Annotated in this window: 13 protein-coding genes and 1 pseudogene; 5 read left to right on the forward strand and 9 right to left on the reverse strand. The window is 71.5% G+C overall.

What is annotated here, in order from left to right:
- Together ACSC1Q_RS21890 and sucC are read right to left on the reverse strand one after the other, a co-directional pair.
- A pseudogene (locus ACSC1Q_RS21890) lies at positions 1–489 on the reverse strand (succinate--CoA ligase subunit alpha); the annotation flags it as partial.
- 184 nt (positions 490–673) lie between these two features.
- Positions 674–1,837: an ADP-forming succinate--CoA ligase subunit beta gene (gene sucC, locus ACSC1Q_RS21895; RefSeq protein WP_436760565.1), complete on the reverse strand. Its 1,164-nt coding sequence runs from the start codon at positions 1,835–1,837 to the stop codon at positions 674–676.
- Between the two features lie 99 nt (positions 1,838–1,936).
- Here sucC and ACSC1Q_RS21900 point away from each other — a divergent pair, with 99 nt between their 5' ends.
- From ACSC1Q_RS21900 to ACSC1Q_RS21910, 3 genes are all read left to right on the forward strand, one after another.
- A complete protein-coding gene (locus ACSC1Q_RS21900; protein ID WP_436760566.1) occupies positions 1,937–3,277 on the forward strand; it encodes an MFS transporter in 1,341 nt (446 codons plus the stop codon).
- A gap of 126 nt (positions 3,278–3,403) precedes the next feature.
- Complete coding sequence (locus ACSC1Q_RS21905; RefSeq protein WP_436760567.1) at positions 3,404–4,153, forward strand: GntR family transcriptional regulator; 750 nt, start codon at positions 3,404–3,406, stop codon at positions 4,151–4,153.
- Positions 4,154–4,802: 649 nt separating this feature from the next.
- Positions 4,803–4,991 (forward strand): hypothetical protein, encoded by a 189-nt coding sequence (locus ACSC1Q_RS21910; RefSeq protein WP_436760568.1) that lies wholly within the window; start codon positions 4,803–4,805, stop codon positions 4,989–4,991.
- 55 nt (positions 4,992–5,046) lie between these two features.
- On the opposite strand, the gene ACSC1Q_RS21915 is transcribed toward ACSC1Q_RS21910, so the two are convergent.
- From ACSC1Q_RS21915 to ACSC1Q_RS21945, 7 genes are all read right to left on the reverse strand, one after another.
- Positions 5,047–6,102, reverse strand: a complete 1,056-nt coding sequence (locus ACSC1Q_RS21915; RefSeq protein ID WP_436760569.1) for a TerC family protein — start codon at positions 6,100–6,102, stop codon at positions 5,047–5,049.
- Positions 6,099–6,620, reverse strand: coding sequence for a hypothetical protein (locus ACSC1Q_RS21920; protein WP_436760570.1), 522 nt, complete (start codon positions 6,618–6,620; stop codon positions 6,099–6,101). Before ACSC1Q_RS21920 ends, ACSC1Q_RS21915 begins: the two co-directional genes overlap by 4 nt.
- Before the next feature lie 4 nt (positions 6,621–6,624).
- On the reverse strand, positions 6,625–8,031 hold the full coding sequence (locus ACSC1Q_RS21925) for an Nramp family divalent metal transporter (RefSeq protein ID WP_436760571.1): 1,407 nt from the start codon (positions 8,029–8,031) through the stop codon (positions 6,625–6,627).
- Positions 8,032–8,201: 170 nt separating this feature from the next.
- Positions 8,202–10,337: an acetate--CoA ligase family protein gene (locus ACSC1Q_RS21930; protein ID WP_436760572.1), complete on the reverse strand. Its 2,136-nt coding sequence runs from the start codon at positions 10,335–10,337 to the stop codon at positions 8,202–8,204.
- Positions 10,337–11,560 carry a formyl-CoA transferase gene (gene frc / locus ACSC1Q_RS21935; RefSeq protein ID WP_436760573.1) on the reverse strand — a complete coding sequence of 408 codons (1,224 nt, stop codon included), beginning with the start codon at positions 11,558–11,560 and terminating at the stop codon, positions 10,337–10,339. The genes ACSC1Q_RS21930 and frc overlap by 1 nt, the downstream gene beginning before the upstream one ends.
- Positions 11,561–11,570: 10 nt before the next feature.
- Positions 11,571–13,262: a thiamine pyrophosphate-binding protein gene (locus ACSC1Q_RS21940; RefSeq protein WP_436760574.1), complete on the reverse strand. Its 1,692-nt coding sequence runs from the start codon at positions 13,260–13,262 to the stop codon at positions 11,571–11,573.
- Between the two features lie 78 nt (positions 13,263–13,340).
- Positions 13,341–14,786 (reverse strand): molybdopterin molybdotransferase MoeA, encoded by a 1,446-nt coding sequence (locus ACSC1Q_RS21945; protein WP_436760575.1) that lies wholly within the window; start codon positions 14,784–14,786, stop codon positions 13,341–13,343.
- 72 nt (positions 14,787–14,858) lie between these two features.
- Here ACSC1Q_RS21945 and ACSC1Q_RS21950 point away from each other — a divergent pair, with 72 nt between their 5' ends.
- Together ACSC1Q_RS21950 and ACSC1Q_RS21955 are read left to right on the forward strand one after the other, a co-directional pair.
- Positions 14,859–15,848: a 2-dehydropantoate 2-reductase gene (locus ACSC1Q_RS21950; protein WP_436760576.1), complete on the forward strand. Its 990-nt coding sequence runs from the start codon at positions 14,859–14,861 to the stop codon at positions 15,846–15,848.
- 47 nt (positions 15,849–15,895) lie between these two features.
- Positions 15,896–17,830, forward strand: coding sequence for a molybdopterin oxidoreductase family protein (locus tag ACSC1Q_RS21955; protein ID WP_436760577.1), 1,935 nt, complete (start codon positions 15,896–15,898; stop codon positions 17,828–17,830).
- Positions 17,831–17,833 lie beyond the last annotated feature (3 nt).

The following is a 17,833-nucleotide window of genomic DNA, read 5'->3' on the forward strand; positions in this document are numbered from 1 at the left end:
GAGCGTGCCCGACTTCGAGACCAGGCCGATGCGGCCCGCGCTGGTGATGTCGGCCGGGATGATCCCCGCGTTGGAGGCGCCGGGACTGATCAGCCCCGGGCAGTTGGGGCCGATGATGCGGGTCCGGCCGCCCGCCGCCCTGGCGTGGGCCCAGAAGGCCAGCGTGTCGTGGACGGGGACGCCCTCGGTGATGACCACGCAGAGGCCGATCCCCGCGTCGACGGCCTCGATCACCGCGGCCTTGGCGAATCTCGGCGGCACGAAGACCACCGAGACGTCCGCGCCCGTCCGGGCGATCGCCTCGGCGACCGTGCCGAACACCGGGACGCCCCGCTCGGCGAAGTCGACCGTGCCGCCGCCCTTGCCCGGCGTGACCCCGGCGACCACGTCGGTGCCCGCCGCGAGCATCCTCGCGGTGTGCCGTCTCCCCTCCGCGCCGGTCATGCCCTGCACGACCACCTTGCTGTGGCCGGTCAAGAAGATCGCCATGCTTGCCACTCCCTCTCCGTGCTCGCGCGCCCTCCGTGGGCGGGATCCGTGCTGGCGTGCCCTCGGTGGGCGAGGTCCGTGCTCGCGTGCCCTCCGTGGGCGGGACCGGCGGGCTCGCCGGGTCCGGTGGGTCCGGTGGGTCTAGTAAGGCCGGTAAGGCCGGTGGGGCCGGTGATGGGCCCGCTCATGCCGCGGCGAGCCTGGCCGCCTCTTCGGCGGCGCCGTCCATGGTGGTGACCTGGCGGACCGCGGGGTGCCCGGCCTCGGTGAGGATCCGGCGGCCCTCCTCGGCGTTGTTGCCGTCGAGCCGCACGACGATGGGGCGGCTCAGGCCGCGGTCGCCGAGCAGCCCGAGCGCGGAGACGATGCCGTCGGCCACCGCGTCGCAGGCGGTGATGCCGCCGAAGACGTTGACGAGGACCGACCTGACGTCGGGGTCGGAGAGGATGATCTCCAGGCTGTTCGCCATGACCTGCGCGGACGCCCCGCCGCCGATGTCGAGGAAGTTGGCCGGGCGGACCCCGCCGAAGCGCTCCCCCGCCTGGGCGACGACGTCGAGGGTGCTCATCACCAGCCCCGCGCCGTTGCCGACGACCCCCACGTGACCGTCGAGCTTGACGTAGTTGAGGCCCTTGGCCCTGGCCCGCGACTCAAGGCCGCCGTCGCCCGGCCCGGTGATCAGGGCCGCGTGCTCGTGGCGGAAGGCCGCGCCCTCGTCGAGGCTGACCTTGCCGTCGAGGGCGAGGATCGCGCTCCCCGCCGTCCAGACCAGGGGGTTGACCTCGACCAGCAGGGCGTCCTCCTCCACCATGACCCGCCAGAGGCGGACCAGCACCTCGGCCACCGCGCCCTGGAGGTCGGTGGGGAAGCCCGCCTTGGCCACCAGCTCGCGGGCGGCGCCCTCGTCGATCCCGGCCAGGGGGTCGACCGGCATCTTGACCAGCGCCTCGGGCCTGGTCGCGGCCACCTCCTCGATGTCCATGCCGCCGTGGACGGACGCCATGGCGAGGAAACACCGGTTGGCCCGGTCGACGAGGTAGGCCACGTAATACTCCTCGACCGGGACCGTGGCCGTCTCCACGAGCACGGTCTCGGCGATGTGGCCCCTGATGTCCATGCCGAGGATGTGCCGCGCCTCCCGCTCGGCGGAGTCGGGGCCGGGGGCGGGCCGCACACCTCCGGCCTTTCCCCTGCCGCCGGTCTTCACCTGGGCCTTGATGACGACCGGGACCCCGAGGCCGGCCGCGATCGCGCGGGCGCCCTCGGGGGTGGCCACGACCTCCCCGGTGGGGACGGGGACCCCGTGCCGCGCGAAGAGTTTCTTCGCCTCGTATTCGAACAGGTCCACGCGACCTCCCTGGATACGGTTCTTGTAGACGGTATACCGTATGGAAATCTAGCCGTCCAGGCCTCGACAGGGACTCCGGCGACGGATATTCCATACGGTATGGAGAAGACGCAGCTCGTACGAGACTGGCGGGGACGCGATTACCTCGTCGGCGACACCCCGCAGGATCTGATCAACCGTCCCCGGTCGTGGATGTTCTGGCTCCCCTGGGCCGCCATGGCCTCCATCGGCGCCATGCAGTACGGCTACGCGGCGGCGGTGCCCGCCCTGGCGCAGGCGCGCGGCTGGCCGCTCGCCCCGGCCCTGGCACCGCTCGCCGTCTGGATCGTCTGCCAGGCCGCGGTGGCCCTGCCCACCGTCCTGCTGCTGCGGCGCGGCGCGCTCGGGATCCGCCTCGCGCTGTGGGCCGGAGCGCCGCTCAGCGCGGCGGCCCTGCTCACGGCGGCCTTCGCCCGCGACCTGCCCACGGTCCTCGCCGGCTACGCCCTGCTCGGCGGCGTGGGCGCCGGGCTGGTGTACGGCGCGTGCACCGAGGCCGTCGCCCGCTGGTACCCCGAGCGCCCGGCCGCGAAGGTGGGCTTCACCACCGGCGCCTTCGCCTACGGCACGGCCCCGCTCGCGGTGGTGGCCGTTCTGGGCGGGGGCGCGGGGAACGCGGGGGCCACGGAGAGCACGGGGGGCGCGGGGGGCGTGCTCCAGCCGCTGTTCGCCGTGGCCGCGGTCGTCGCGCTGGTCGCGGTGGGCCTGGCGGCGACCTTCGTACGCCTGCCGCCGCCACACTGGTGGCCCGCCCACATCGACCCGCGCGCCTGGGCCGACGACCGGGTCGCGCTGCGCAGGGAGCCCCGGGCCGTGCGCCAGTTCTCCCTGAGCCAGGCGCTGCGGACGGGCTCGCTGCCCACCCTGGTGTCGATCCTGATCTGCGCGGGGGCGGTCTCCATCTTCGACGTGGTCGCACTGGCGACCTCGGGCGGCTTCTCCCCCTGGGGCGCGGTGGCCCTGCTCCTGGTGCTCAACGGCGCGGGACGCGCCTGCGCCGTGCTCGCCGCCGAGGTGGCCGGGCGGGGGCGCACGCTCAGCGCCGTGCTGGCCCTGCTCTGCCTGGGGCAGCTGCTGCTGGCCTGGGGGACGGTGACCGGGGCCGCCGTCATGATCCTGGTGGCGACGGTGCCCGCCGGCCTGGGCGGGGGCGCGTTCTACCCGCTCATCGCCAGCCTGGTCCGCGAATACTTCGGCGAGAGGCACACCGCCTCGATCCACGGCGTGGTCTACAGTGCGAAGGCGGTCGCCGGGCTCGTCGGGGTCGGCCTCGCCGCGCTGGCCCTGACCTCCTCGGGCCACGCCGTGGCGTTCTTCCTCGCCGCCGGTCTGGTGCTGGCCGCCGCGACCCTCAGTGTCACGCTGCGCCAGCCCGGTCATCCGGTCACGCTCCCCGGGTGAGCCATGATGTGATCAGGCTCACCACGGCGACCCTGCCCGAAACTGTATACTGTAGGCAGTCGACAACAGACAATGGGCTGGCCAGACGAGGGGCCGCCATATTTTCTCATCCTGGAGCTGAAGACAATGGTGCGGTCGGAACTGGCGAACTCGGGAGCGGCGCCCAAGATCCCGCGCCCGACCACTCTCCGGGAGAGCGTTTTCGAGGCGATCCTGGAGCTCATCGTGAACGGGAGCCTCAGTCCCGGCCAGCACCTCGCGGAGAGCGAGCTCGCCGAGCTGCTCGGCGTGTCGCGCCAGCCGGTCCGCGAGGCGCTGCAGATGCTCAGCGGCGAGGGCTGGGTCGACCTCCGTCCCGGCCACGGGGCGTTCGTCCACGCGCCGACCGTGCAGGAGGCCGACCAGCTGCTCGCCGTACGCGCCCTGCTGGAGACCGAGTCGGCGCGGCTGGCCGCGCTCAACTCCGACACCGCGGGCGTGGCCCGGCTGCGCGAGGTGTGCGCGCGCGGGCTCCGGGCCCTGGAGGCGGACGACATCGACGCCTCTGTGGCGGCCAACTCCGAGCTGCACGCGCTGATCACCGAGCTGTCCGGCAACGCGGTGCTGGCGGAGCTGGCCTCGCAGGTCTCCCGCCGCGTGCGGTGGTATCACACGCCGGTGGCCCGCCAGCGCGGCCGGGCCTCCTGGGAGGAGCACGACCAGCTGATCAACGCCATCGAGGCACGCGACGAGATCAGGGCAGCGGAGATCATGCGCGACCACACCGAGCACACCCGCTCCTCCTACCTGGAGCAGCGGGCCTCCGAGCCCGCCGAGCCGGAGGAGCCCGCGCCCGTCGCCCGCCGCCGGCGCCCGCGCTCGCTCAGCGCGAGCTGACCCTCCCTCCGTCTCCTCGGCCTCCTCGTCCCCTCAGCGCGGGCCGGCCCTCTCCGGCAGGCGCGATCCCCTTCCTCCCCTCGCTCGCGCCGGTCCGATCCGGCGCGGGCCATCCCCTCCCGTACGAATCCGGCACCGGCCCGACACTGACTCGACTCGGCCCGACCCGGTACGGGCCGATCACCGGAAACTCCCTCGTGCCGTTCTGATCCGGTTCGGGATGATCTCGCATGTCCCGGACCGGGAGGGCACACCCGGGAGGCACACCCGAAGGAGCACGTCCTCGGAAACGCACGTCCGAGGAAAGGACGTCCGGGCAAGGCGCGTCCGGGGAGGCACGGAAGAACCCGTGCGGACCGGCGTCCGAACCCGCGCCCACCGGCATTGACCGTCAAACGAACTCCCACCGGATAATCCAGCGGAACGGCCCCCGCGAATCCACTCCGGCCGGCGCCGGTCGACCCGTGCCGGCCGGGTGCGGAAAAGCGCGGCGACCCCGCGCGGACCGGCGTCGAATCCAATCCTCTCAGGGCCGTTCCCGCACGGTCCGAGCAGCTCACGGGCCAGTTGACACAGAATTCACGGTTGGCCCGTTTGAGTGAAACACCCAGGGCAGATACTGAACGAAAGAAATTGGTGGTGATGATCGATGAGAGCGTTTCTCAACAGGTTCCGCTTTCTCACCTCTGGACCCGCGGGCTATTCCGCCGACGGCCGGATGATGGGGCTCGGCCTCGCGACGGCCATGCGAAAGTACGGCTCGGCGGAGAACGCCGAGCGCCATCTGCGCCGCTGGGCGACCGAGCGGCGGACCGACGGGATCGACGTTCCGAAATGAGCGAGCGGGAGGTCTCCGCCGGGGAGACCACCCGCTCGCGACGGCCGGCCGCGCCTCAGCCGTCCGCGTGCGCCTCGCTCCGCTTCGTGGCGGGGTCGGCGGGGTCGGGAGAACCGGAGGGGCCGGTCGCCGGATCCTCCGCGGAGTCGTTCTCGCCCGCCGGGGCGCGGCGGCGGTCGTTCCTCGACTTGACGAGGCTGGCCACGGTGGTGACGGCGAGCGTGCCGACGATGACCCCGAGGGAGACCAGGATGGGGATCTCCGGGGCCCAGGAGACGCCGTCGTGGTGCAGCGCCTCGAAGATGAGCTTCACGCCGATGAAGGCCAGGACCACCGACAGGCCCTTGCTGAGATAGACGAGGCGGTCGAGCAACCCTCCGATCAGGAAGAACAGCTGCCGCAGCCCCATCAGCGCGAAGGCGTTGGCGGTGAACACCAGGTAGGGCTCCTTGGTCAGCCCGAAGATGGCCGGGATGGAGTCGAGGGCGAACAGCAGGTCCGTGGTCCCGATCGCGACCATCACGATCAGCATCGGGGTGACGGCGCGGCGGCCGTTGACCATCGCGGAGAGCGACGAGCCGTGGTAGGTCTCCGTGGTGGGGACGACCCGCCTGACCGTGCGCAACGCGATGTTCTCGGAGAACTCCGCCTCCTCCTCCTCGTGGCCCACGAGCTTCCACGCGGTGTAGATGAGGAAGGCGCCGAAGATGTAGAAGAGCCAGTCGAAGCGGGTCACGGCCTCCGCCCCGGCGGCGATGAAGGCGCCGCGCATGACGAGTGCCAGGACGATGCCGATCAGGAGCACCTTCTGCCGGTAGCGGTCGGGCACCGAGAAGCGGCTCATGATCAACAGGAAGACGAACAGGTTGTCGACGCTGAGGGAGTACTCGGTGATCCAACCGGCGAAGAACTCGCCGCCGTGCGACGGCCCCGTGACCACCAGCAGCCCGATGCCGAACGCGATGGCGAGCGACACGTAGAAGACCACCCAGAACACGCACTCGCGGAACGTGGGCTTTCGCGGGTTGCGCGCCACGAGGTAGAAGTCGACGGCCAGCACGAGGCCGAACCCGGCGATCGTGACCAGCCACACCCAGGTGGGAATGTTCAACGCGCTCCTTTCCGTGCGCGGCGGCGTTCCTTGGCGAGCCACAGCGCCTCAGCGTGCTCGACGTAGGCGGCGAACAGTTCGCGCGCCCGCGGATTGCGCTCTCTCAGGCGCATCAACCAGTGGGGCATGAGCCTCTCGTGCAACCAGAGGAAGCCGATCGCGAAGCCGAGGCTCACCATGGCCTGGTAGGCCAGGAATCCCGCCACCCCGCCGGGCAGGCCGACGTGACCGAAGACGGCGAGGCCGGTGATCGTCTCCTGGAACAGCCGGGCCAGGGGGAAACCGGCCAGCCAGTAGAGACCCGCGGGGGCGAACACCCCCGGCCTGAACAGGTTCTGGCCGAGCAGGACGGAGTATCCGGCCCCGAGGAGCCCCAGGGGGAGGGCGAGCGTCAGCGCGGAGATCGCGGCCCAGCCGGCGGGCTGCCCTGCGAGCAGGGTCAGCCCTCCGGCCACGGCGCCGGCGACGACTCCGATCAGCGCCCCGGGAAGGGCGAGTTCAGCTTGTCGCGTCGGCACGGTCTCAGCCCACGACCACACCGAAGGCGAACAGGCTGTAGAGCAGCATCCCCAGGTAGAAGACCGCCCCGAAGCCGATGATCAGGTTGGTCCAGATCTTCGGCCGGATCGGTTTGGGCAGCATGCGGTTGTTCACCAGCAGGAGCGTCACGCAGTAGGCGCCCATGGCGAACGTGGACAGGAACGCCAGCGTGTCGAGGATCCCGCTCGGGCCGTCGGCCGGGCCGAACAGCAGGATCAGGATGCCGAACGCGATGACGCCCCACAGGAAGGCGGCGTACAGGCGGGACATGCCGAGCTTCTTCGCACCGCGTACGAAGTGGAAGCTCATGTCCGCCTGGCCCCGGGAGAAGGAGTCGAACAGGCCGAGGGTGGCGTTCAGCCCGATCAGCGCGATGAAGCCGAGGAAGACCCCGCCCAGCACCGAGCTGCCCGCGGAGGCGAAGGAGTCGGCCATCGCGTTCAGCGCCACCTCCCTGTCGCCCGACTCGATCACGGCGCGGACGCCGGGGGTGTTCCTCGCCGCGGCCTGGGCGATCACGGTGAAGGAGACGGTGACCAGCATCGTGATGCCCCAGAAGAGCAGGAGCGCGTCGAAGGTGACCCAGCGCCGCCACCCCTTCCACTTGCGCATCTCCTCGGGGTTGCTCGTGTCGAACATGAAGCCGCGCGAGGGCATGGCCTCTTCCTCACCGGCGTGCCGGAGACCGCGCACGGCCGGGATGTGGGAGCCCATGCCGGCTCCGGAGTCGCGCAGGTGCAGGGTGTACCACATCTGCTGCATCCCGGACGGCCCGGCGAAGGCGATCGAACCCACGATCACCGGGAACCAGGCCTCGGAGAGCGCCTGCTGCGGCAGGTAGCCGAAGGCGAACATCCCGGTGATCGTGCTCACCACGTCGTTCCAGGTGCCGACCATGGCCGCCACCACGGCGGTCCCGACGACGAGCGTGCCGATCAGGATCGACAGCACGCTCTCCAGCAGGTTGTAGATCACCTTCGCCAGGCTGAAGACGACCCCGACGAGTATCAGGCCCGCGCAGGCCGTGATCACCCATGGGATGCCGGTGATCTGCTCGAAGGCGGCGGCCCCCGCGGACAGATGACCCGGCCAGATGTAGACGAGGATCGCGACGACGAAGAAGAACCACATCAGGGGCTTGAAGACCCGGGCGGCGCCGAAGAAGATGCTCTCCCCGGTCGCCATGGCGTAACGGGCCATCTCCAGCATGACCACGGCCTGGAGGGTGACGCCGATGAGGAACAGCCACCGGATCTCCGGCCCGAACAGCAGGACCAGCCGGGGCCACATGTACGACTCGCCCATGCCCACGCCGAGCGCGACGAGGAACACCGTCGGCCCGAGGATGTGGATCGACGGGGGAGCGTCGGGCAGGGTGCGTATGGGCATCGGCTCCAGCCCGCCCGCCCGCCATACTTTCTCTTCCTGGCCGGATGCGGCGGCGGCTTCGCCGGGCTCCGCTGCAGCCGGTGTTCTCGATGTGTCCACCTGCGGACCTCCTGGGGGGTTGGTTGATCCTGCGAGTGCCCCGATTCGCCCCCTCGCTCCTGAAGCGCGGCTCAGCCGCGCAGCAACCCCGCGGCCCGCGCCCAGCGGTACTTGGCGCCGAGCACGGCCACGGGCCTCTCCGTGGTGTACGGGTAGGCGATCACCCCGTTCGCGAAGAGATGGTCACAGGCCTGCTCGACCTCGGTGTCACCGGCCAGCGAGGCGACCACGGGCTTGTCGTTGCCCTTGGCCCGCTCCTCGGCCACGACCCGCGCGACCAGCTCGGCGAAGACCATCGGCGGGGTGACGATGGTGTGCCAGTAACCGATCACCAGCGCGTGCACGCGGGGGTCGGCCAGGCCCAGCCTGATGGTGTTCTCGTAGGTGCTGGGCGGCTCGCCACCGGTGATGTCGACCGGGTTGCCCGCCGCCCCGAAGGGCGGGATGTAGGCGCGGAAGGCCTCGTCGAGATCCGGCGGGATCTCCATGAGGCTCAGCCCGTTGTCGACGCAGGCGTCGGAGAGCAGCACTCCCGAGCCGCCCGCCCCGGTGATGATGACGACGTTCTCCCCCTTGGGGGCGGGCATCAGCGGCAGCGCCCTGGCGTACTCCAGCATGTCGTTGAGGCCCGGGGCCCGCACGACGCCCGCCTGGCGGAGGATGTCGTCGTAGACCTTGTCGTCGCCGGCGAGCGCCCCGGTGTGCGAGCCCGCGGCCCGCGCGCCCATCGCGGTGCGCCCGGCCTTGAGCACGATCACCGGCTTCTTGGCGACCATCCGCCGGGCGGCCTCGACGAACCCTCGCCCGTCCTTGAGGTCCTCCAGGTGCATCGCCACGCAGTTGGTGTTGTCGTCCTGCTCGAAGAAGGTGAGCAGGTCGTCCTCGTCGACGTCGGCCTTGTTGCCGACCCCGACGATCGCCGAGACGCCCATCCCGGTGGTGCGGCTGAAGCCGAGGATGGCCATCCCGATGCCACCGCTCTGCGAGGTCAGCGCGACCCCGCCCTTCACGTCGTACGGCGTGCAGAACGTGGCGCACAGGTTTTCCGGCGTGTAGTAGTAGCCGTAGATGTTGGGGCCGAGCATCCGCATGCCGTGCTTGCGGGCGATCTCGACGATCTCCCGCTGCCCCTCGACGTTGCCCGTCTCGGCGAACCCCGACGGGATCATGATGGCTCCCGCCACCCCCTTGCGCCCGGCGTCCTCCAGCGCCGCGGGCACGAACTTGGCCGGGATGGCGAAGACCGCCACGTCGACCTCGCCCGGCACGTCGGCGATGCTGGCGTAGGCGGGCAGCCCGAGGATCTCGGGGGCCTTCGGGTTGATCGGGTAGATGTGGCCCCGGTAGCCGCCGTTGATCAGGTTGCGCATCACCGAGTTGCCGATCTTGCCGGTCTCGCCGGAGGCGCCGATCACCGCGACGGCGCGCGGCTTGAAGATCCGGTTCATCCCGGCGAGGATCTCCTCGCGCGAGAGCCTGGCGGGCGCGGCGACGGGGTCGGCGTCGAGGAGGATGCGCACGTCGGCGGCCGTCGCGCCCTCGGAGGTGGCGAAGACCGGGTTCAGGTCCACCTCCGAGATCTCGGGGAAGTCCCCGGCGAGGGCGCCGACTCGTTCGATCATGTTCGACAGCGCCCCCCTGTCGGCCGCCTCGGCACCGCGGACACCGCGCAGCACCTCCGCCGCCCTGATGTCGTCCAGCATCCCGAGTGCATCATCACCCGAGAGGGGGGCCAGCCGGAAGGTCACGTCCTTGAGGACTTCGACGAGCACCCCGCCGAGCCCGAAGGCGACGACCTTGCCGAAGGTCTGGTCGGTGACCGCGCCGATGATCACCTCGTGCCCGGCACCGACCATGGCCTGGACCTGGACGCCGTCGATCGACGCCTCGGGGTCGTACGAGCGCGCGGAGGCGAGGATCCGGTCGTAGCCGGCGCGCACCGCGTCGAGGTCGGCCAGGCCGACGAGCACCCCGCCCGCCTCGGTCTTGTGCAGGATGTCGGGAGACACGATCTTGAGCACCACGGGCAGGCCGATCTCCCCGGCGAGCGACACCGCCTCCTCCGCGGAGGTCGCCACCCCCTCACCGGGGGTCGAGATGCCGTACGCCTGGCAGATCCTCCTGCCCTCGGGGGCGGTCAGCGCGGTGCGGCCCTCGGCACGGGCCTTGTCCAGCACCTCGCGTACGGCGGCCTGGTCATACGCCATCAGATGACTCCGTTCGTCTTCAGCTCGGCCAGCTCCTCGACGGACAGGCCGAGGCCGGCGTAGATCTCGGTGTTGTGCTCGCCGAGCAGGGGCGGCGCGGTGACGTCCACCGGCGAGTCGGACAGGTGCAGCGGGCTGCCGACCGTCACGAAGGAGCCGCGCTGGGGGTGGTCGACCTCGACCAGCGCGCCCTCCCTCCGCAGGCTGTCGTCCTCCAGCAGCTCCTTGGTCGACAGGATCGGGCCGCAGGGGATGTTGGCGGCGTTGAGCAGGTCGAGGACCTCCCACTTGTCGCGGGTGATGCTCCACTCCTCGATGAGCTGGAACGTCTTGTCGAGGTTGGGAAGGCGCGCCTCGGGAGTGGCCCACTCGGGGTCGTTGGCCAGCTCGGGGCGGCCGATGATCCCGGCGAGCGGCGCCCAGCCGACCGGCTGCACGATGACGTAGATGTAGTCGTTGGGGCCGCCGGGCGCGCACCGCACGGCCCAGCCGGGCTGGCCGCCGCCCGAGGCGTTGCCCGAGCGCGGCACCTCGTCGCCGAAGGTCTTGTTGGGGTATTCCGACAGGGGCCCGTGGCCGAGCCGCTGCTGGTCGCGGAGCTTCACCCGGCACAGGTTGAGCACCGCGTGCTGCATCGCCACCTGCACGCGCTGGCCGCGCCCGGTCTGCTCACGCTGGTAGAGGGCGGCCAGGATGCCGGCGACGGCGTGGATGCCGGTGCCCGAGTCGCCGATCTGGGCGCCGGTGGCCAGCGGCGGGCCGTCCTCGAAGCCGGTGGTGCTCATCGAGCCGCCCATCGCCTGGGCGATCACCTCGTACGCCTTGAACTTGGCGTAGCGTCCCGGGCCGAAACCCTTGATCGAGGCGTAGACCAGCCGCGGGTTGAGCTCCTGGAGCCGGTCCCAGGAAAACCCCATCCGGTCGACCGCGCCGGGCCCGAAGTTCTCCACCAGGATGTCGGAGTCGCGCAGCAGCTCGGTGAAGAGCTGCTTGCCGCGGTCGCTCTTCATGTTGAGGGTGATGCTGCGCTTGTTGCAGTTGAGCATCGTGAAGTAGAGGCTGTCGACGTCGGGGACGTCGCGCAGCTGCTTGCGGGTGATGTCTCCGGAGGGCGCCTCCAGCTTGATCACGTCGGCGCCGAGCCAGGCCAGGAGCTGCGTACAGGACGGACCCGACTGCACGTGGGTCATGTCGAGGACGCGGACACCTTCCAGTGCCTTCATGGGGTCCCCCTCACTTGTACATGGTCTGGTTCATGGTTCCGGGCGCGTAGACGTCCGGATCGACCCATACGTTGATCAGGGCGGGCCTGCCCGACTCGCGGGCCCGCTCCAGCGCGGGCCTGATGTCGGCGGGGTCCCTGACCTCCTCGCCGTGACCGCCCAGCATCCGGGCGAACTCGTCGTAGCGGACGTCGCCGAGGGTGTTGCCGATCCGGCCGCGGTCGTCGCCGTACTTGGCGGCCTGGCCGTAACGGATCTGGTTCATCGACGAGTTGTTGCCGATGACGCCGATGAACGGCAGGTCGAAGCGGACCATCGTCTCGAAGTCCCAGCCGGTGAGGCTGAACGCCCCGTCTCCGAAGAGGCAGAGCACCTCCTTGTCGGGTTTGGCGTATTTGGCGGCCATGGCGAAGGCGACGCCGACGCCGAGGGTGCCGAGCGGCCCGGGGTCCATCCAGTGGCCGGGCGACTTGGGCTGGACGACCTGGCCGGAGAAGGTGACGATGTCGCCGCCGTCGCCGATGTAGATGGTGTCCTCGGTGAGGAACTCGTTGATCTCGTGGACCAGGCGGTAGGGGTCGATCGGCTGCGCGCCGGAGAGCTGGCGGGGCAGCCGCTTCTCGTAGGCCGCGGTCTCGACCGCGCGCAGCTCCTCCAGCCACTCCTTGCGCCGGGCCGCGCCGTTCTCGACGCGGCCGGAGGCGGCCTGGGTGGCCGCCGCCAGGATCAGCCCGGCGTCGCCGACGATCCCCAGGTCGACGTCGCGGTTCTTGCCGACCGTGCGGTAGTCGAGGTCGATCTGGACCACCGTCGCCGAGGGCGACAGGCGCTTGCCGTAGCCCATCCGGAAGTCGAACGGGGTGCCGACGATGATGATCAGGTCGGCGTTGGTGAAGGCGTAGCGCCGGGAGAGCTGGAAGTGGTGCGGGTCGCCGGGGGGCAGCGTGCCGCGGGCCGAGCCGTTCATGTAGGCGGGGACGTTGAGGGCGCGGACGAAGTCGATCGCGTCGTCGGTGCCCCGGGTGGTCCAGACCTGGCTGCCCAGCAGGACGCAGGGCTTCTCCGCGTGGGCCAGCAGGTCGGCGAGGCGCTCGACGGCCTCGGGGTCTCCGGCCTGGCGCACCGAGGCGCGGTAGCGGCCGGCCTCGGGGACGCGGGCCTTGGCGAGCGGGACGCTGGCGTCGAGGACGTCGCGCGGGATCTCCAGGAAGGACGGCCCGGGAGCGCCGTGGTAGCACTCCCTGAAGGCCATCGAGACGATGTCGGCCACCCGCTCGGTCGAGGGGACCGTGGCCGCGAACTTGGTGATCGGGGTCATCATGTCGACGTGGGGCAGGTCCTGCAGCGAGCCCATCTTGTGCTGGCTCAGCGCCCCCTGCCCCCCGATGAGCAGCATGGGGCTCTCGGCCCTGAAGGCGTTGGCGACGCCGGTCACCGCGTCGGTGGTGCCCGGCCCCGCCGTCACGACCGCGCAACCCGGCTTGCCGGTGATCCGGGCGTAACCGTCGGCCGCGTGCGCCGCCACCTGCTCGTGGCGGACGTCGATGACCTCGATGCCCTCGTCGACGCAACCGTCGTAGATGTCGATGATGTGGCCGCCGCAGAGCGTGAAGATCACATCGATCCCCTCCGCCTTGAGCGCCTTCGCCACCAGGTGGCCTCCGGAGATGGTTTCCGGCGCCGTGTCCGCTGGCTGGGTCATTCTGGTGGTCCTCTCGATTGTGTTCTCCATACTGCATACCGTATGAGGGCAATGGTTACCCCCGGGGTCCGGGGATGTCTAGACCCTTTGTGCGGGCAGTGGGACGAGCTCGACCGGCTCGCCCCTCCACCCGGGCGGGACGACCGCGAGCGCCTCGGCGAGCGCGGCCCCCCACAGCGATCCCGGCCGGTCGTGCCCGACGGGCACCGCGCCACGGCCGCCGCGCCGCACCGCGACCATGCGGGTGTCGGCGTGGTGGGGCCGTACGGGACCGGTGAGCGCGGACCGCTCGCGCGGGGCCTCGGGACCGCCCGCGAGCGCCCGGATCGCCGGGGCGAGCAAGGTCAGCGCGGCGACCAGGGCGGCGTAGGGATTGCCCGGCAGCCCCGCCACCAGGCGCCCGTCCGGAAGCCTGGCGAGGAGTTGCGGGTGGCCGGGACGCACCGCGACGCCGTCGACGAGGATCTCCGCCCCGAGCCCGGAGAGCACCGCCCTCAGGTGGTCGGCGGGCCCCTTCGAGGAGGCGCCGCAGACCACGACCACCTGGCCCGGCGGGCCGTCCGGGGCCCCCGCGAGCGCGGCGGCCAGCGCCCGCGCCCCGTCGGGCAGCCACCGCGGCGCCTCGGCCAGGCCGCCCGCCCACTCGACGAGCCCGGGCAGCATGGGACCGATCGCGTCGCGCACCCGCCCCGGGCCCGGCAGCCCGCGCGTCACCACCTCGTCGCCCGTGACCAGCACGGACACCAGCGGTCTGGGCCGTACGCGGAGCACGTCGTGCCCGAGCCCGGCCGCGAGGCCGAGCACCGCGGGCGTGACGGCCGAACCGGCCGTGAGCACCACGGTCCCCAGCGGGCAGTCCTCGCCGCGCCGCCGGATGTGTCTGCCGGGCTCGACCGCCCCCGGGACGGCCGACACCCAGCCGCCGCCCGGTGGCCCACCCGGCGGCCCTCCCGGTGGCGCTCCCGGTGGCGCGAACCGGCCGAGTGGCGGCGCGAAACCGCCCGGCGGCACGGATCGCCCGGCCCCCTCGCCCCCGGGTGGCGCCCCGCCGGTCCGTACGGCCAGCTCGTAGGGCAGCACCGCCTCGGCGCCCTCGGGCACCGGGGCGCCGGTGGCGATCTCCACCGCCGTGCCGGGCGCGAGCGCGGCCCCGAAGGGCGCGCCCCCGGCGAGCACGAGGCCCGTGACCCGCCAGGGCGGATCGCCCGCGACCGCGTAGCCGTCCATCGCGGCCACGTCGGCGCCGGGCACCGGGACGAGGGCGTGCAGCGGCGCGGCCAGGCGGCAGCCGTACGCCAGGTGGAGGGGGAGGTCGACCGGGGGGAGCGGCAGCGCGGCGGACGCCGCGACCCGGCGGGCCGACTCCCACGGGAGCGCCCCCGCGTGGGCGCCGTGGTGCGACGCCCCCTCGGCCGGCGACCCCGGCGAGGGCGCGGTGCCCGGATCTCGGGACGGGGCTTCGTGCACGGCTTCGTGGACGGCTTCGTGGACGGCTTCGTGAACGGTGGATCTGGGGACGGCCATCGGCGGCTCCTTGACCGGATTTTTTCCATACTGTATACCGAATGCACTATGGACGCGAGGACGGAGCCTCTTGTGAAAGTCGCTGTTCTTGGCGCCGGCGCCATCGGCGCCTACGTCGGCGCCGCCCTGTGCAGGGCAGGCGCCGAGGTGCATCTGATCGCCCGCGGAGAGCACCTCGCGGCGATGCGCGAATCGGGAGTGCGCGTGCTCAGCCCGCGCGGAGACTTCACCGCCCACCCCCACACCACCGACGACCCTCGCGAGATCGGCCCGGTGGACCACGTCTTCCTCGGCCTCAAGGCCAACTCCTACGCGGCGGCCGGGCCCATGATCCAGCCGCTGCTCCACGAGACCACCGGCCTCATCGCGGCCCAGAACGGCATCCCGTGGTGGTATTTCCACGGGATGCCCGGCCCCTACCAGGGCCACGTGATCGAGAGCGTCGACCCCGGCGGGGCGGTCACCTCCGCCCTGCCGCTGGAGCGCGCCATCGGATGCGTCGTCTACGCGGCGACGGAGATCGAGGCGCCCGGCGTGATCCGCCACCTGGAGGGCACCCGCTTCTCCATCGGGGAGCCCGACGGCTCCCTCTCCTCGCGCTGCGTCGACTTCAGCACCGCCATGATCGAGGGCGGCCTGAAGTGTCCTGTCGAGACGGATCTGCGGCGCGACATCTGGATCAAGCTCATGGGCAACATCGCCTTCAACCCGATCAGCGCGCTCACCCGGGCGACCATGGCGGGCATCTGCCGCCACCGCGGGACGCGCGACCTCGTCGTCACCATGATGCGCGAGACCGTCGACGTGGCCCGCCGGGTGGGATGCGAGCCCGACATCTCGATCGAGCGCCGGATCGCGGGCGCCGAGCGGGCGGGGGAGCACAAGACCTCCACGCTCCAGGACCTGGAGAAGGGCAAGCCCCTGGAGCTCGACGTGCTCCTCGCCGCCGTCGTGGAGCTGGCCGACCTGACCGGGGCCGAGGTGCCCACGCTGCGGGCGATCCACGCGGTCGCGGACCTGCTGGACGAGCGCGTCCGGGAAAATCTTGCCGCCGTCGGTTGATGCGACATACCGTAGACTGTATACAGGACTGTCGAAAGGATGCGGCAATGAAAAGGGACCGCGGGGACCGCGCCGAGCACTACGACCGGCTCACCCATCCCCTTGTCCGTGAGAACGGCGTGCTGCGCCGCGCCACCTGGGAAGAGGCGCTGCGGCGGGCCGCGGAGGGCTTCCGCCGCAACGTCGAGCGGCACGGGCCCGACTCCTTCGCGATGCTGTCGTGCGCCCGTTCCACCAACGAGATGAACTACGTGGGTCAGAAGTTCACCCGGCTCGTGATCGGCACCAACAACGTCGACTCCTGCAACCGCACCTGCCACGCCCCGAGCGTGGCGGGCCTGTCCGCGGCCTTCGGCAGCGGCGGCGGCACCTCCTCCTACCAGGAGGTGGAGGACGCCGACGTGATCGTGATGTGGGGCTCGGCGGCGCGCAACGCGCACCCGATCTTCTTCCACCACGTGCTCAAGGGGATAAGAAAGGGCGCCCGCATGTTCGCGGTCGACCCCCGCCGCACGGGCACCGCCGAGTGGGCCGACCTGTGGATGGGCCTCAACGTGGGCACCGACATCCCGCTCGCGCACGCGGTGGCCCGGGAGATCATCCACTCCGGGCTGCACAACACCTCGTTCATCGAGCGCGCCACCGAGGGATTCGCGGAGTTCGCCGCCTCGGTCGAGCCGTGGACGCTCCCGGTGGCCGAGCAGGTCACCGGCGTGCCCGCGGACGCCGTCCGGGAGCTCGCGCACGCCTACGCCAGGGCCGACCGCGCCCAGCTGTGCTGGACGCTCGGCATCACCGAGCACCACAACGCCACCGACAACGTGCGCGCCCTCATCAACCTGGCGCTGCTCACCGGCCACGTCGGGCGCTACGGTTCGGGCCTGTCCCCGCTGCGCGGCCAGAACAACGTGCAGGGCGGCGGCGACATGGGGGCCATCCCCAACCGGCTGCCCGGCTTCCAGGACATCCTCGACCCGGAGATCCGCGTCAAGTTCGAGCGGGCCTGGGACACCCCCATCCAGCCTCGTTACGGCCGCAACCTCACCGAGATGCTGGAGGGGATGGCCGAGGGCGAGGTCACCACCTGCTACCTCATCGGCGAGAACCCGGTGCAGTCCGAGGCCGACTCGCTGAGCTGCGTCAAGCGGCTCGGCATGCTCGACCACCTGGTCGTGCAGGACATATTCCTCACCAAGACCGCCCAAATGGCCGACGTGGTGCTGCCGGCGGGCGCGGCCTGGTGCGAGAGCGAGGGCACCTTCACCAACAGCGAGCGGCGGGTGCAGCGGGTCCGCAAGGCGCTCCAGGCGCCGGGCGAGGCCCGCGACGACATCTGGATCCTCTGCGAGCTGGCCCGCCTCCTCGGCCACGACTGGCACTACACCGGCGCCGAGGAGGTCTGGGACGAGCTCCGCGCGCTCTCCCCCGCCCACACCGGCATGACCTACGACAGGCTCGACAGGCTCCAGGGCATCCAGTGGCCCTGCCCGTCCGAGGACTCCCTCGAACCGCCCTTCCTGCACGGGCGGCTCTGGGAGAGCGACCCGGCCCGGCGGGGCAGGGCGGCGCCGTTCGCGGTGCTCAGGCACTCCCCGCCGGTCGACCTGCTCAACGACGAGTATCCCCTGCGGCTCACCACCGGCCGCCGTCTCGACTCCTACAACACCGGCGTGCAGTCGTCCGGGTTCGCCTCCCCGCTGCGCAGGGGCGAGAACATCGAGCTCTCCCCCGAGGACGCCGCGCGGCTGGGGGTGAGTCCCGGCGAGGAGGTCAGGATCAGCTCCCGGCGCGGCTCGGTCGTCGCCCCCGTCCACGTCGACCCGGCGCTGCGTCCCGGCCTGGTCTTCATGACGATGCACTTCCCCGACGAGGTCGACACCAACGCCCTCACCATCGAGGCCACCTGCCCGATCGCGGGCACCGCGGAGTTCAAGGCCGCCGCCGTGCGCGTCGACAAGCTCGTGCCCGCGAAGGCCGGGTGACGG

This window comes from Streptosporangium heterodermiicola (genome assembly GCF_051390675.1).
Taxonomy (GTDB): domain Bacteria; phylum Actinomycetota; class Actinomycetes; order Streptosporangiales; family Streptosporangiaceae; genus Streptosporangium.

Bases quoted from the DNA above. Each gene is read 5' to 3' on its own strand.
- frc (WP_436760573.1), bottom strand. From the start codon at position 11,560: ATGAAGGCACTGGAAGGTGTCCGCGTCCTCGACATGACCCACGTGCAG.
- ACSC1Q_RS21930 (WP_436760572.1), bottom strand. From the start codon at position 10,337: ATGGCGTATGACCAGGCCGCCGTACGCGAGGTGCTGGACAAGGCCCGT.
- ACSC1Q_RS21955 (WP_436760577.1), top strand. From the start codon at position 15,896: ATGAAAAGGGACCGCGGGGACCGCGCCGAGCACTACGACCGGCTCACC.
- ACSC1Q_RS21925 (WP_436760571.1), bottom strand. From the start codon at position 8,031: ATGCCCATACGCACCCTGCCCGACGCTCCCCCGTCGATCCACATCCTC.
- ACSC1Q_RS21940 (WP_436760574.1), bottom strand. From the start codon at position 13,262: ATGACCCAGCCAGCGGACACGGCGCCGGAAACCATCTCCGGAGGCCAC.
- ACSC1Q_RS21945 (WP_436760575.1), bottom strand. From the start codon at position 14,786: ATGGCCGTCCCCAGATCCACCGTTCACGAAGCCGTCCACGAAGCCGTC.
- ACSC1Q_RS21910 (WP_436760568.1), top strand. From the start codon at position 4,803: ATGAGAGCGTTTCTCAACAGGTTCCGCTTTCTCACCTCTGGACCCGCG.
- ACSC1Q_RS21905 (WP_436760567.1), top strand. From the start codon at position 3,404: ATGGTGCGGTCGGAACTGGCGAACTCGGGAGCGGCGCCCAAGATCCCG.
- ACSC1Q_RS21900 (WP_436760566.1), top strand. From the start codon at position 1,937: ATGGAGAAGACGCAGCTCGTACGAGACTGGCGGGGACGCGATTACCTC.